Below are 14,968 nucleotides of genomic sequence, written 5' to 3' on the forward strand. Positions count from 1 at the left end.
GATTCTAGGTGCCATCCTAGACTCGCCACAAGACATCCGTGAAACACGGCCTGGCTGTAAAAATAACAACAACGGAGCACACGATGCCCAAGAAGCTGCGAAGCAATTTCCCCTATGGCTCTTACTTATGGGCCGTGCGCGCGGCCCAGTGGCGAGCGTTGGGAATCGACGAAAGCGAACTGGAAAAACCAAAGATCGCCATCGTCAATTCCTCGTCCAATCTGGCCATCTGCTTCAGCCACCTGGATGGCATCGCTGCCGAGCTCAAGCAATCGATTCGCGATGCCGGCGCCCTGCCCTTCGAGATTCGCACGGCCGCTCCGAGCGACTTCATCACCGGCGCGGGTGCTGGCGGCGCCTATATGCTGGCCGCTCGCGATCTGATCACCAATGACATCGAAGTTGCGATCGAAGGGGCCCAGCTTGACGGCATGATCTGTCTGACCTCTTGCGACAAGACGGTACCCGGCCAGCTGATGGCCGCCGCGCGCCTGAACATCCCGACCCTGATGGTGGTATGCGGCTACCAGCCAAGCGGTGAATACAACGGCCAGCACGTGGATATCGAAGACGTCTTCATCGGCTCCATGCACGCGCTCACCGGCAAGCTGCCAGTGGAGCAACTGGTGGGCATGGCCCGCAATGCCATCAAAGGCCCGGGCGTGTGTTCCGGCATGGGTACGGCCAACTCCATGCACCTGGTTTGCGAAGCCCTGGGTATGGCCCTGCCGGGCAGCGCGCCGATTGCCGCCAACAGCTCCCGGATGTTCGACTTCGTGCGCCAGGCCGGGCAGCGCATCGTGGCCATGGTCGAAGAAGACCTGAAACCGCGTGACATCCTCGGCCCCGGGGCTTTCGCCAATGCGGTCAGCGTGGTACTGGCCGCGGGTGGCTCGGTGAACTGTATCAAGCATATGCAGGCCGTGGCCGCCGAAGGGGGTATCGACGTCGACGTGTACGGCCTGTTTCGCGAGCTGGGCAACCGCATACCGGTACTGGTGGGCGTTCGGCCCATGGGCGAGCACAGCATCGAGCAGATGGAGGCCGCGGGTGGCGGCCGGGCCTTGCTCAAGCGCCTGGAGCCGCTGCTGCACGGTGAGGCGCTGACCGTCACCGGGACAACCCTCGCTGACAACCTGCGCGACGTGACCATCGCCGACGAACAGGTCATACGCCCCCTGCAGCGCCCGTTCGCAACGCAACCGGCGATCGTCATGCTACGTGGCAACATCGCGCCCCAGGCAGGGATCGTCAAATACGGCATCGATCCGAACAAGATGCGCCGTTTCAGCGGCCCGGCGATCTGCTTCGAGCGCTCCGCCGAGGCCATCGAAGCGTTGCAGGATGGCCGTATCAGGCCGGGCCATGTGGTGGTGATGCGTGGAGCCGGCGTGCGAGGCGGCCCGGCCATGGGCGGCGGCGCATCGCGCGTGGTGTTCGCGATCGACGGCGCAGGCCTCGGGGACAAGGTGGCCATGCTCACGGACGGTCACCTCTCCGGCCTGGTATGCAAAGGCCTGGTGGTGGCTGAGGTCGCCCCGGAAGCAGCCATCGGCGGACCGCTGGCGCTGGTAGAAAATGGCGACATCATCGATATCGACCTGGACGCCAATCGCCTCGAGGCACGTCTGGAGCCCGCCGAGCTTCAGGCGCGCGCAGAGCGCTGGCAGGCCCAACCGGCCCAGTTCGGCGGCGGGTGGCTGGATATCTACCGGGGTGCCGTCAAAGGCATGGAGCATGGAGCCGTCCTGATCAAACCGCTGGACATCAGCGACGAACAGGAGGCTGCACGATGAAGCTTCGCGATGACGAGAAGGCCATGCTCGATGGTGCCCAAGGCCCGGCGGTCAGCAAGGCCATGGATCTGCTGGTGCGCTATGGCGAGGCGTTGGGGGCCGAGCGTTTGGTCGATACCAACAACGTTGCCGGCACCATTGGCGCCACCACGCCCTTCCTGCGCCAGTATGGCGACCGCCATGGCGGCATGGATGCGGTGTTCAGTGAATTCAATCTGGACAGTGCAGAGGTCGTGCCCATCCCCAAGGTCAAGGTGTTCAGCAGCCACCTGCAGCAGGGAATCGATCCTCGCCATGCCGCACGCCAAGGGGTCAGCGAGGACGTCGTGCGCATCTACGAGCGGGGGCAAACCTACAGCAGCGGCCTGGGCGTACAGCCGCTCAATACCTGCACGCCCTATCAGGTCGGCAACGTGCCGGTCAAAGGCGAGCACTGCGCCTGGATGGAGTCCTCGGCAGTCATCTACATCAATTCGGTACTGGGCGCGCGCACCAATGCCGAGGGCCGGGAAAGCACCGGTGCGGCCATGTTGACCGGAAAGATTCCCTACTGGGGGCTGCACATCGATGATAACCGTCGCGGTACTCACCTGATTCAGCTGGACATCGATGTCAGCAGCACCGCGGACTGGGGGCTGCTCGGCTACTGGATGGGCGAGCAGGTTCAGGACCGCATCCCGGTGATCGAAGGCGTCAGGCACCAGCCCAATCTGGCCCGGCTCAAGCACTTTGGCGCGGCGGCTGCTTCCAGTGGTGGCGTGGAGATGTATCACCTGGTCGGTGTGACACCCGAAGCACGCACCCGTGAGGAGGCATTCGGCGGGCGCGAAATCGAGTCGGTGTTGCGCTTCGGTGCGGCCGAGCGTCGCTGGGCTTACGAACAGGTCAACATCACGGCGCGAACCGCCCAGGTGGACTTCGTCATGCTCGGCTGCCCGCATTACAGCCTGGAGCAGATCTGGGAGGTCTGTCAGCTGCTCGAGGGCCAGCGCCTGAGCGCCAACACCGAGCTCTGGATATTCACCGCGGCCTCCATCAAGCAGCTCGCAGATCAGGCCGGCTATACGCGCATCATCGAAGCAGCCGGTGGCCATCTGATGACGGATACCTGCTCGGCCATCGGCAGGGTGATTCCCAAAGGCACCCAGGTGGCGGCAGTCGATTCGACCAAGCAGGCCCATTACCTGCCCGCCATCATGGGCATCGAAACCTGGTTCGGCACGACTGCCGAGTGCGTCCAGGCCGCCATCGACGGCCGCTGGACGGGAGCCCTGAAATGACCGATTCGTTCACGCTCACAGGTCGCAAGGTCGTCGGTGGCATTTTCGAGGGAGAGGCGCTGGTGACGCGGGACCGGATCTCCGGCTGGGGTGGCATCGACCCGCGTAGCGGCACGGTGATCGAGACCCGTCATGAACTCAAGGGCATCAGTTTCGCCGGCAAGGTTCTGGTCTTTCCCGGTGCGAAAGGGTCTTCCGGGTGGTCCTCGCAATTCCATATCGCTCGGCTCGCCGGTATGGCGCCAGGCGCCCTGCTGTTCAACGAGATGACAGCCAAGATGGCCCTTGGCGCCGTTGTGGTTCACGCACCGGCGTTGACGGCATTCGATGACGATCCCCTCTGGCGTATTCGCACCGGCGACTGGGTACGGGTCGACGCCGACGCAGGTACCGTCGAGGTCACCCCCCGGCACCTCAGCGGCCGTCCGGAAAACCAGGCGTCTCGAAGTACCAACACGGAGCCCTGAAGGCTCCATTGCACACCTCATCGCCGCTTTTTCACCTGGCTTCAGGTGACGGGTTCGGCTGCTCATTTTTCAGCGCAAGGTAGGTATCCATGGCTCATATCATTCGCACGGTTCGTCGTGACCATGCCCCACAGGCCCAACGCCTCAAGGCCGACATCTGCATCGCAGGCGCCGGCATCTCGGGGGTGTCCGCTGCTCTCGAAGCGGCGCACCTGGGCAAGCGCGTCGTACTCTTCGACGCCCTGCCCATGCTGGGCGGCCAGGCTGTCGGCTCGATCATCGGCACCTTCTGTGGCTTGTTCTCCAACGGCCCGAATCGCCGGCAACTGACCCATGGCATCGCCGATGGCATTTTGCGTGATCTGGGCGCCAGCGGTGACCTGCACCACAAGGTCGGCCCACTCACCACCGTGGTGTACTACGACGAGGTGGCGCTGGGGCGCTGGATCGGCCAGCAGATTCTCGATGCCGGCATCACCGTGGTACTCGGCGCGGTGCTGCGTGACGTGGTGCGCGAGGGCAATCGCGTCTGCCAGGTCCAGCTGGCCACGCGCTATGGGGATGTCCTGGTGGATGCCGACGGCTTCGTCGATGCCAGCGGCGATGCCGCCCTGACCTGGAATGCGGGCTTCGCCTGTCGCGAGCCAGACACCCCGATCTACGGCACGCAGATGTTCGTCATGGAGCATATCGACGAAACCCACCTGCCCAGTCGCGAGGCGTTCACGGAACGGGTCAAGGCACGTGTCAGGGATTACGGCGTCGAGCGCGACGACGGTCTGTTCTTCCAGTTTCCCGGGCGTGGCACGGCAGCCTTCAACATGACCCATATCGAAACGCCGCTGGATCCGGTCGCCGCCTCGCATGTGGCCATCGAGGGGCGCCAGCAGGTGGACAAGGTCATTGCCTTTCTCAAGTCCGAGTACCCACAGGTCTACGGCCAGGCTCGGGTTCGTGCCTATGCCCTGCCCGGTATCCGCCAGACCCGCTGGATCGTCGGCCAGCATCACCTGACCACCGATGAGGTACGAGCAGCCACGCGCTTTCCTGACGCGGTGGCCCAGACGTCATGGCCCGTGGAGCTGCATGGCGATGCGAAAGGCTACCAATGGGAGCCCTTCGGCGATGATCATGTGCATAGCGTGCCACTGCGCAGCCTGCTACCGGAGGGCAGCGACAACCTGGTGGTGGCCGGGCGTTGCGTAGACGCCGATGCCGCAGCGCTGTCGAGCATACGGGTCATGGGGCCCTGCATCGCCATGGGCGCTGCTGCGGCACACGCCCTGAATCTGGCAGGGCCCCAAGGCAAAGTCGGCGATGTACCGACGGCAGCCTTGCAGGAGCGCCTCAGTTTCAACCTGCAGTAACGGCTCATGCCCCGCAGACAGGCGGGGCGCTACAACAAAAAAATCGCAGCGCTGTGGAGAATAACAATGTCACAACCACGCACAATCGATGTTGCCGCCCTTATCGAGGGTCGCAAGCTGACGCGCTTCAACTACGTGGTGATCGCCGTGTCGGTGCTGATCACCTTTCTGGACGGCTTCGACCTTCTGGTGCTGTCGCATACGGCCTCCTACATCGCCGACGAGGTCGGCCTGGACAAGATCCAGCTGGGTGAGATCTTTTCCGTGGGCCTGTTCGGCATGATGCTGGGCGGCTTCTTCTTCGGCTACCTGGGTGATCGTATCGGGCGCCGCCCCACCATCATCTTCTCGACCCTTTCCTTTGGCGTGCTGACCCTGCTGTTCGCCCTGGCCAACAGCTACGAGTCGCTGATGGTGCTGCGGTTTTTCAACGGTTTTGCACTGGGCGCCATGCTGCCGCTGTGCTGGGCGTTGAATATCGAGTTCGTCCCGAAACGCTACCGCTCCACGGTGGTGACCATCATCATGGTCGGCTTCAGCCTCGGCAGTGCCATGGCCGGGCCGCTCACCGTCTGGCTGGCTCCCCATATCGGCTGGCAGGGTGTGTTCATCTTCGGCGGTATTCTCACCCTCCTGGCCAGCACCCTGTTGCTCTTCACCCTGCCCGAGTCGGTGCGTTTCCTGACCACCAAGCGCCGCGAGCCGGAAAAGATCGCCCGCATACTCAAGCGTCTCGATCCGGGCATTGACGTTCGCCCCGGTGATCGCTTCGTGCTGCTCGACGAGATCGACGTGGGAACCAGGAACTTCCGCGTCAGCCAGCTGTTTCTCGGCAAGCTGAAATGGATCACGCCGATGATCTGGATCGGCTATTCGGCCAGCTCCATGGCCATGTACTTTCTCGCCTCCTGGAGTCCGCTGGTCTACACCTACGCCGGCTTCGACCGGGCGACCGCCTCCTGGGTCAGCTCCATCGCCTCGTTCACCGGTGCCATGGCAGGCCTGGCGATGATGCGCTTCGTGGATACTCGTGGCCCCTATGCCGTGATGATCTACCCGCTCCTCGCCCTGCCCTTCCTGCTGATACTCGGCATCACCGGCATGCAGGGCAGCGCCTTCCTGATCCTCAGCATGGTCGGTGCCGTGTTCGTCAAAGGCAGCCATTACGGCATCCTCAGCATTGCCGGCATCTTCTACCCCAGCGCCATCCGGGCGAACGGTGCGGGCTGGGCCACATCGATCGCCAAGATCGGTTCGATCCTCGGCCCCTTGCTGGGTGCCTATGTGCTCAACAGCGGCCTACCCGTGGTCAAGAGTTTCCTGATCCTGGCGATCTGCCCCGCTGTGCTGGCGCTGTGCGCCTTCATCGTCGGACGCATCGTCGACAAGGAGCCCCCCGTGCAGCCGCTCTCGGCAACTTCGCCAACCTGAGTCGTTCGCCGGTACGTCCGGCACTCCCCCAACCTTGCCTTCTCGTCGCGTCCCCAGGGCGCGGCCGGGGGCGCTTACGCCCGCGTTCTAGCCACTCCCGCGCCTGGAGACCAACAACAATGATCAGGACCCTGATGACTTCCCGCTCTGCCCTGGCCCTCGGCTTCGGCACCCTGCTGACCGCCACGCTGCCGGCCAACGCTGCCTTCATCGAAGACAGCACCGCCAGCCTGACCACCCGCAACTTCTACCTGAACCGGGACTTCCGGCAAAGCGGCGCCGCCCAGTCGAAAGCCGAAGAATGGACGCAGGGCTTTATCGCGCAGTTCAACTCGGGGTACAGCGAAGGCCCCGTAGGGTTCGGTGTCGATGCGCTGGCCGAGCTGGGCATCAGGCTCGACTCGAGTCGTGATCGGCGAGGCACCGGGCTTCTGCCCTTCGGGCCGACCAGCCAGGAGCCGGTAGACGATTACAGCGAGCTGGGCCTGACCGGCAAGACGCGCCTGTCGCAGACCGAGTTGCACATCGGCACGCTGGTGCCGGTGCTGCCGCTGGCCTACTACAGCGACACACGTCTGCTGCCGTCGACCTTCACCGGCGCCATGCTGACCTCCCGGGAAATAGACAGGCTGACCTTCACGGCTGGCCGCCTGACCCACGCCAATGGCCGCGACTCCGCGGGAAACGATGACATCAGCTATGCAGGTCAAAGCAGCGCGCACCTGGATATGTTCGGTGGCGACTACCAGCTAAATCGGAACCTGACGCTGCGCTACCACCATGGCGAACTGGAAGACATCTATCGCCAGCAGTTCGCGGGCGTCGTCCATACCCTGCCACTGGGCGATACGATCAGCCTGAGAACCGACCTTCGCTACTTCGACAGCCGCGACATCGGTGCCGGCAAGGCAGGCGACATCGATAACCGCAACGTCAATGGCATGTTCACGCTGAGCGTCGGCTTCCACCGATTTGCTGCCGCCTTTCAACGTCTATCCGGCGACAGTGCATTTCCGGTCATCGATACCGGCACCCCCTACGTCGCCAACCTGGTGACCTACAACCCGTTCACCAAGACCAACGAGAAATCCTGGCAGCTGCGCTACGAATATGACTTCGCCGGCATGGGCATTCCCGGTCTGTCGTTCATGACCCGCTACGTCGCGGGCAGCGACATCCACAGTGGCGCCATACGCAATGGCCGTGAGTGGGAGCGGGACACCGACATTGGCTACATCGTGCAGAGCGGCCCGTTGAAAGGCGTCAATGTGCGTTGGCGCAACGTCACCTTTCGCTCCGGTAACGGGCTGACCCAGGACCTCGATGAGAATCGCCTGATCGTCGCGTACACCCTGAAATTCTGGTGACGGCCCGACCGGCTCTGCCCGCGCGGAGCCGGCCGCCTGTGGAGAATAACAATGACAACGCCACGCACCATTGATGTCGCGGCCCTGATCGAGGGCCGCGCGCTCACGCGCTTCAATTATCGGGTGATCGCCGTTTCGTTGCTGATCACCTTCCTGGATGGCTTCGACCTGCTGATGCTGTCGCATACCGCGTCCTACATGGCCGATGACATCGGCCTGGACAAGCTGCAACTGGGCAAGGTGTTTTCCATCGGCCTGTTCGGCATGATGCTCGGCGGCTTCTTCTTCGGTTACCTGGGCGATCGCATCGGCCGCAGGCCGACCATAATCCTGTCGACGTTCTCCTTTGGTTTCCTGACGCTGCTGTTTGCCTTGGCTGACAGCTATGAAGCATTGCTCGTGCTGCGCTTTTTCAACGGCTTTGCGCTCGGCGCGATGCTACCGCTTTGTTGGGCCTTGAATATCGAGTTCGTTCCCAAGCGCTATCGCTCCACGGTAGTCACCATAATCATGGTCGGTTTTAGCCTTGGAGGTGCCATGGCCGGCCCGCTCAGTGTCTGGCTGGCACCTCAGTTCGGCTGGCAGAGCGTGTTCGTGCTGGGCGGGGTCGCCACGCTGGCCTCCAGCGTACTGCTGCTATTCACCTTGCCCGAGTCGGTACGTTTTCTGGTGAGCAAGCAGCGTCAGCCGGAAAAGGTCGCGAGGCTGCTCAAGCGACTTGATCCCGGCATCGACCTGGGCTCGGACGATCGTTATCTGCTCGCCGACGAAATTGACCTGGCCCAGCGCCCGTTCCATGTCGGCCAACTGTTCATGGGCAAACTGCGGTGGATAACGCCGCTGATCTGGCTTGGCTTCGGGGTCAGCTCCATGGCGATGTACTTTCTCGCCTCCTGGAGTCCTCTGGTCTACACCTATGCCGGCTTCGACCGCAGCACGGCATCCTGGGTGAGCTCCTTCGCATCGTTTAGCGGCGCCATGGCTGGCCTGGCACTGATGCGGTTGGTCGACGCCAAGGGCCCCTACGCGGTGATGATCTACCCCTTGCTCTCGCTGCCCTTTCTACTGGTGCTGGGCATCGGTGGCCTGAACGGCGATGCCTTCATCGTGCTCAGCCTGATCGGGGCGATCTTTGTAAAAGGCAGCCACTATGGGATCACCAGCATTGCCGGAATATTCTACCCAAGCGCGATCCGCGCCAATGGCGCCGGCTGGGCGGCCTCGGTTGGCAAAATGGGATCGATCCTCGGCCCCCTGCTCGGGGCCTATGTACTCAACAGCGGGCTGCCGGTGGTCAGGAGCTTTACCGTACTTGCGCTTTGCCCAGCTGTATTGGCCCTGTGCGCTTACTGCGTGGCGCGTATCGATGCGGGCGGCTGCCCCGGAACCGGACAGCCCGCAGCCACCCGAGAGTCCGGCGATCTGTAGGACAGTCCATTAGGCGCCCGCCTTCGTTAATCCTCGAGGCGCGCTTAACCGACCGGCAAGTGCAAACAAAGAACCCGGCTCAGGCCGGGTTCTCTGGTGCGAGCTCACGAACGTGGCGTCGGCAACAAGCCTTAGCCAGGGTCGTGAGCGCTGCACGATGCCTAGAGCAAGGGAAAGGCTTAGCGAGCAGCAACCTCAACGACCGCCTTGGTCACCACTTCTGCCTGCCTGAGGGCATGTTCCACGACAACGGTCTCGATACTTTGAACGCTGGTACCCAGGCGCTGCTTGGCCACGGCCAGGCCGTAGGCCGCCAGTTCATCGCTGTCGAGATCGCTGGCATGCTGCGGCACCTGGACCAGCAGCACGCCATCGTTCATCAGCGTAACCTGCAGGTCCAGGCGCTGCCCGTTGGCCATTGCCACCGAGCCCTCGGCCGACTTGCCGCCTGCACGTTGCAACACTGGCGCCTGGCGGCTGCCGGTGGCGGCCAGCTCCAGGGTGATGCTGTTGCCCAGGTCGGTGGCGGCGTACTGGCCCTCACCCCGCAGCGGCTCGCCGGCACGGGTACGGTAGATATCCAGGCTCTTGCTTACCGCAGGCTCGGCGCTGCCCTCGGTCAGGGCCAGGCTCATCCGGCCATTACCCGAGAGCACCGCATCCTGCAGCACCAGGGCATCGCCGGTGACCAGGCCTGCCGGGCTGGTGGCCAGGTTCGGCGTGTCGCTGAACAGCGCCGTGGATGGCAGCACCTGAACCGAAGCGGGCCCGAGCACCACCACCTGGTTGTCAGGACGCTTGACCGCATTGCCGGTGCCATTGGCCCCTTCCGGCGCGTTGATCAGGCCGACTGGCGGCTGGATTGGCGGCTGAATGCTGGCGGTACCGGTCACCGGCTGGTCAGCCAGCAGGTAATTGCCCGCGTCGTCACCGAGCAACTGCAGGTCCGTGACCTTCACCGTCTTGCCCTGCCCGGCAGCCGGGGTGTCGAACGTGGCCTTCCCCGATGCCCCCACGGCATCGCCGTCGATGACGCCATCGAGGGCGATATCGCGGATGATTGCCGTACCCAAACCATCGTAGGGTTTGTCGGCGATATCGACGATGGCGGTCAACAGCTTGCGGTCGATGTCCGCCTTGCCGATCTCGGCACCGGTATCGAAGGCGTAGTTGTCGGCCTCCTCGCCGGTCAGGGCGATACCGGAGCCGGATACGGACTTGTTCTGGCCGGCGTTCTTGTCGCTGAACGCACCGGTAGTGCCGGAAGCGCCCACCTTGCCTTCATCGCCATCGACGATGCCCACCAGGGCGACGTTGCTCAGGTTCGCGGTGGTGGTGCCGTCGTAGGTCTTGTCTGCCACATCGGCGTTGGCGGTCAGCAGCTTGCGGTCGATGTCCGCCTTGCCGATCTCGGCATCGGTGTCGAAGGCGTAGTTGTCGGCCTCCTCGCCGGTCAGGGCGATACCCGAACCGGACACGGACTTGTCCTGGCCAGCGTTCTTGTCGCTGAACGCGCCAGTATTGCCGGAAGTGCTCACCTTGCCTTCATCGCCATCGACGATGCCCACCAGGGCGACGTTGCTCAGATTGGCGGTGGTGGTGCCGTCGTAGGTCTTGTCTGCCACATCGGCGTTGGCGGTCAGCAGCTTGCGGTCGATGTCCGCCTTGCCGATCTCGGCACCGGTATCGAAGGCGTAGTTGTCGGCCTCCTCGCCAGTCAGGGCGATACCGGAGCCGGACACGGACTTGTCCTGGCCAGCGTTCTTGTCGCTGAACGCACCAGTATTGCCGGAGGTGCCCACCTTGCCTTCATCACCCGCGACCACACCCACCAGGGCGACGTTGCTCAGATTGGCGGTGGTGGTGCCGTCGTAGGTCTTGCCCGCCACATCGGCGTTGGCGGTCAGCAGCTTGCGGTCGATGTCCGCCTTGCCGATCTCGGCATCGGTGTCGAAGGCGTAGTTGTCAGCCTCCTCGCCGGTCAGGGCGATACCCGAACCGCTGACGGATTTGTTCTGCCCGGCGTTCTTGTCGCTGAACGCACCGGTAGTACCGGAAGTGCTCACCTTGCCTTCATCACCGTCGACGATGCCTACCAGCGAGACGCTGCTCAGATTCGCGGTGGTGGTGCCGTCGTAGGTCTTGCCCGCCACATCGGCATTGGCGGTCAGCAGCTTGCGGTCGATGTCCGCCTTGCCGATCTCGGCATCGGTGTCGAAGGCGTAGTTGTCAGCCTCCTCGCCGGTCAGGGCGATACCCGAACCGCTGACGGATTTGTTCTGCCCGGCGTTCTTGTCGCTGAACGCACCGGTAGTACCGGAAGTGCTCACCTTGCCTTCATCACCGTCGACGATGCCTACCAGCGAGACGCTGCTCAGATTCGCGGTGGTGGTGCCGTCGTAGGTCTTGCCCGCCACATCGGCATTGGCGGTCAGCAGCTTGCGGTCGATGTCCGCCTTGCCGATCTCGGCGTCGGTGTCGAAGGCGTAGTTGTCGGCCTCCTCGCCGGTCAGGGCGATACCCGAACCGCTGACCGACTTGTTCTGCCCGGCGTTCTTGTCGCTGAATGCGCCCGTGGTACCGGAGGTGCCCACCTTGCCTTCGTCACCGGCGACCACACCCACCAGGGCGACGTTGCTCAGGTTCGCGGTGGTGGTGCCGTCGTAGGTCTTGCCCGCCACATCGGCATTGGCGGTCAGCACCTTGCGGTCGATCTGCCCGACGTCGCCGCTCACGCTGGAGGCGTCGACCTGATAGCCGTAGACCTTGACGTTGCCGTTGGTGGCTTCGGACACCTCGACATCGTCCACGGTGACCTGCTTGCCCGCGCCGGCATTCTTGTCGGCGTAGTAGGCATTGCCAAAGGAGAGCACGTCGATGGTGTCACCATCGATGGCGCCGCTCATGGCGAAGTTGGCATCGCTGACAGCGGCGGCGGCGTTGCCGTCATAGGTCTTGCGAACCTCGCCCTGCAGCTCCACCTTCACCTTGGGCGCATAGCTGTACAGATGGCCGTTGCCGTTGCCCAGCACGGTGTCGCCATACTGCGCGGCGTACTGCTTGAAGGCCACGTCCAGGCCACCGCGCAGGTCATCCAACGGGCTGCTGGAATAGGTCAGCCAGCGGCCATTGCTGGCGGACAGCGCATTGGCGCCGGCCTGGTTGACGAAATTGCGCTCGGCCACCAGCACCACGGCATCGCCGCTGCCTTGCGCGGTAACGGTGCCGCCGCTGCCGATCACCACGTCGCCGACGCCCGCCTGGGCCATCACGTGCCCACTGCCATGGCTGTTGCTCAGCGCCCCATCGACCTGGATATTGCCGTTGAGCAGCGACAGGTTGTTGTTGGCGTTGAAGCTGAAGCCAGAGGAGTCGACCGTGGTGGTGCCGGTGCCGTCGGCGCGACCGATGGTGAGATTCCTGATGCCCACCAGTTTGCTGATGTCGGTGGCCGGCGCGTTGCCGTCCAGGAAGATGCCGCCGCCGGCGCTGCCACTGCTGCTGTTGAGCAGGATGTTGGTGGTGACGTCGTACGGCTCCAGGCGGATGCTCGCGGTGGACAGGTTCTGCAATGTGGCCTGGGTGAAGTCGACGTTGTTGGCGCGCAGGGTCAGCAGGTCGGTGCCGGTGTCCAGGTTGACGGTGCTGGTAAAGTTGATCGCGCCGTCGGTGTAGATGGACGCGCCCCCGAGCATGGTCAGCGGAGTATTGAAGTTGACGTCGCCGCTGAGGCTCAGCAGGCCCGCCAGGCGTTTCTCGCCCGTCGAGCCGCCCAAGCCCTTGCTGCCCATGGCATCACCAAAGAACAGGCGGCCACTGCCCAGGGTGATATCGCCGTTGAGGGTGGCGATGCTCTCGGCATAGGCCGTGGTGCCAAAGGAGAGATACAGGTTGCCGCCGTTGGTGTTGATCGGCGTATCGATGGTCAGGGCCCCACGGCCCCCCAGGTCGGAGTCACTGGACAGGCGCACGTAACCACCTGCGGTGCTCAGGGAGCCGGCGATGGTCAGGCCGTCGGCGCCCAGCAGGGTGATGCTGCCGGCACCGGGCGTGCCGCTACCGATGGTATTGACATCGTGATCCGGCAAGTCGGCCAGCGCGGGGTTCACCCCGGCGCCCTTGGCCACGAGGTTGAACACGCCATTGATGGAGCCGGTGCGGGTGCCACCGGCCTGCATGTAGATACTGCCGCTGCCGGAAACTTCCAGCGTGTTGCTGCTGTTGGCGAAGCTGATGGAGGTGGCGGTATTGCCGCTGTTGAGCACCTCGGCCCGGAAACTGACATCGTCCTGCATGCTGATGGTGCCATCGCCGCCGTTCAGGTTCAGATCGGCGAAGTGAATGCTGTCGGTGGCCTGCAGCAGCACGTTGGCGGTTTGTGCTTCCAGATTCTTCTCGTACACCGTCACGTTACCGGTGCTGGCCCCCAGATCACCGTCCGTGCCGTTGCCGCCGGAAACGGTGATAGTGGTCGGGTCCAGCAGCAGGTCACCGGTGCGCCCCTTGGCCGCGCGGGCATCGGTCATCCCGGCGTAATGCAGGGTCTGCTTGCCGGACACCTCGGCCTTGCCGCCGTTGCCAGCCTGCTGGCCACCACGGATCGAGATGTCGCCGGCGAAACGGTTGTCGCCGTCCGCCCAGAACACCACCGTTCCGCCGTCGCCAGCCTGGGTGGCATCGGCCTTGGCCTTGACGTTGCGCTCGACCGTCACCTGGGTGGCATTGGCCACCGTGGCATCCTGGCCCTGCCAGCCGCCACCCACCTTGATCGTGCCGCCACCGGTCGCACCGCTGGCATCGAGAGTGGCATCGGCCACGGCGATGCGCTCGCCGGTGACCACGATGCTGCCGCCCTTGCCCTGTTCGGAGGACACGTCGAGGGTGCCGGCAACCTGGGTCAGGCCGCCCTCGGCATCGCCGTCGAGCAGGATGCGGCCACCGCGCTCCACCAGGCCCTTGGCCTCGATGACGCCGCTGTTGTTGATGACGCTGCTGAGCAGCGCATCGGCCGAGCGCGCGCTGAGCGACACCAGGCCGCCGTCGGCGCTGATCTGCCCGTCATTGCGCACCGCGGCCTCCAGAACGCCACGCTCGACATTGACGCCCACCAGGCCATCGCCCTGGAAATCCAGGCTGACCTTGTCGCCCGCCGCGAGTACGGTGCTGCCACCGGGTGTACGAATGCTACCGCTGTTGCCGACCTGCGGGCCGATCAGCGCCACCATTCCACCTGGCGCGGCGTTCACGCTGCCCTGGTTGACCACCGCACCGGCCCCGGCACCGCCACTGAGGGTGGTCTTGCCGGCGAGAAAGTCCTGGTCGCTGATCTGCAGCGACGACGCCACCAGCCCGCCCACGTTGACCTGGGCACCCTTGCCGATCACCACGCCGTTGGGGTTGAGCAGCCACACCTGGCCGTTGGCGTCGAGCTTGCCGAGGATCTGGCTGGCATTGCCGCCGCCGATCACCCGGTTCAGGGCGATGCTGTTGGCACCGGGCTGGTGAAAGGTCACGCTGGCATCGGTGCCGATATCGAAGCTGTTCCAGTTGGTGACCAGCTTGCCGCTGTGCTGATCGACCACCATATGGCTACCGTTCTGCGAAATGTTGCCGCTACCACCAACTATGGTTCCACCCGTGGGCAGGTCGGCCGCCAGTACGGCGCCGCTGCCGAGCAGGCCGACGGCAGCCAGGAAACCGACCACGCCGCCACGTTTGCCGCGTGCGGTGGAATGTTCTGCAACGGCAACGAATGCCTGGTCGGCGTCGCTCCAGACAAGACGGTAAAGATGATTCAACGAAGCGCGCTTCATGGTGTGCTCCTAAAATTTG

At 64.0% G+C, this 14,968-nt stretch carries 8 protein-coding genes; 7 read left to right on the top strand and 1 reads right to left on the bottom strand.

The annotated features are described in order from the left end of the window. The first annotated feature begins 38 nt into the window (after window positions 1-38). The 7 genes from SA190iCDA_RS14980 (at window position 39) to SA190iCDA_RS15010 (ending at window position 9,136) form a co-directional block, all read left to right on the top strand. Entirely contained in the window at window positions 39-1,796 is a 1,758-nt protein-coding gene (locus tag SA190iCDA_RS14980; protein WP_236100865.1) for a dihydroxy-acid dehydratase, read from the top strand. Next, window positions 1,793-3,076 (top strand): aconitase X, encoded by a 1,284-nt coding sequence (locus SA190iCDA_RS14985; protein ID WP_070888114.1) that lies wholly within the window; start codon window positions 1,793-1,795, stop codon window positions 3,074-3,076. Before SA190iCDA_RS14980 ends, SA190iCDA_RS14985 begins: the two co-directional genes overlap by 4 nt. Next, window positions 3,073-3,543, top strand: a complete 471-nt coding sequence (locus SA190iCDA_RS14990; RefSeq protein WP_070888115.1) for an aconitase X swivel domain-containing protein — start codon at window positions 3,073-3,075, stop codon at window positions 3,541-3,543. Before SA190iCDA_RS14985 ends, SA190iCDA_RS14990 begins: the two co-directional genes overlap by 4 nt. 89 nt (window positions 3,544-3,632) lie before the next feature. Next, window positions 3,633-4,910, top strand: a complete 1,278-nt coding sequence (locus tag SA190iCDA_RS14995; RefSeq protein WP_070888116.1) for an FAD-dependent oxidoreductase — start codon at window positions 3,633-3,635, stop codon at window positions 4,908-4,910. Window positions 4,911-4,976: 66 nt separating this feature from the next. Continuing rightward, window positions 4,977-6,341, top strand: a complete 1,365-nt coding sequence (locus tag SA190iCDA_RS15000; protein ID WP_070888117.1) for an MFS transporter — start codon at window positions 4,977-4,979, stop codon at window positions 6,339-6,341. Window positions 6,342-6,475: 134 nt separating this feature from the next. Continuing rightward, window positions 6,476-7,708, top strand: coding sequence for an OprD family porin (locus SA190iCDA_RS15005; protein ID WP_236100866.1), 1,233 nt, complete (start codon window positions 6,476-6,478; stop codon window positions 7,706-7,708). Window positions 7,709-7,846: 138 nt separating this feature from the next. Next, window positions 7,847-9,136, top strand: a complete 1,290-nt coding sequence (locus SA190iCDA_RS15010) for an MFS transporter (RefSeq protein ID WP_170834006.1) — start codon at window positions 7,847-7,849, stop codon at window positions 9,134-9,136. A gap of 179 nt (window positions 9,137-9,315) precedes the next feature. Here SA190iCDA_RS15010 and SA190iCDA_RS15015 read toward each other — a convergent pair whose 3' ends face one another. Further along, entirely contained in the window at window positions 9,316-14,949 is a 5,634-nt protein-coding gene (locus SA190iCDA_RS15015; protein WP_236100867.1) for a YDG domain-containing protein, read from the bottom strand. Between the last annotated feature and the right edge of the window lie 19 nt (window positions 14,950-14,968).

Source organism: Pseudomonas argentinensis (assembly GCF_001839655.2).
Lineage (GTDB): Bacteria > Pseudomonadota > Gammaproteobacteria > Pseudomonadales > Pseudomonadaceae > Aquipseudomonas > Aquipseudomonas argentinensis_B.

What these genes read in the sequence shown, in the direction of transcription:
- SA190iCDA_RS15005 (WP_236100866.1), top strand. Translation starts at nt 6,476, where the DNA reads ATGACTTCCCGCTCTGCCCTGGCCCTCGGCTTCGGCACCCTGCTGACC.
- SA190iCDA_RS14995 (WP_070888116.1), top strand. Translation starts at nt 3,633, where the DNA reads ATGGCTCATATCATTCGCACGGTTCGTCGTGACCATGCCCCACAGGCC.
- SA190iCDA_RS14990 (WP_070888115.1), top strand. Translation starts at nt 3,073, where the DNA reads ATGACCGATTCGTTCACGCTCACAGGTCGCAAGGTCGTCGGTGGCATT.
- SA190iCDA_RS15000 (WP_070888117.1), top strand. Translation starts at nt 4,977, where the DNA reads ATGTCACAACCACGCACAATCGATGTTGCCGCCCTTATCGAGGGTCGC.
- SA190iCDA_RS15015 (WP_236100867.1), bottom strand. Translation starts at nt 14,949, where the DNA reads ATGAAGCGCGCTTCGTTGAATCATCTTTACCGTCTTGTCTGGAGCGAC.
- SA190iCDA_RS14985 (WP_070888114.1), top strand. Translation starts at nt 1,793, where the DNA reads ATGAAGCTTCGCGATGACGAGAAGGCCATGCTCGATGGTGCCCAAGGC.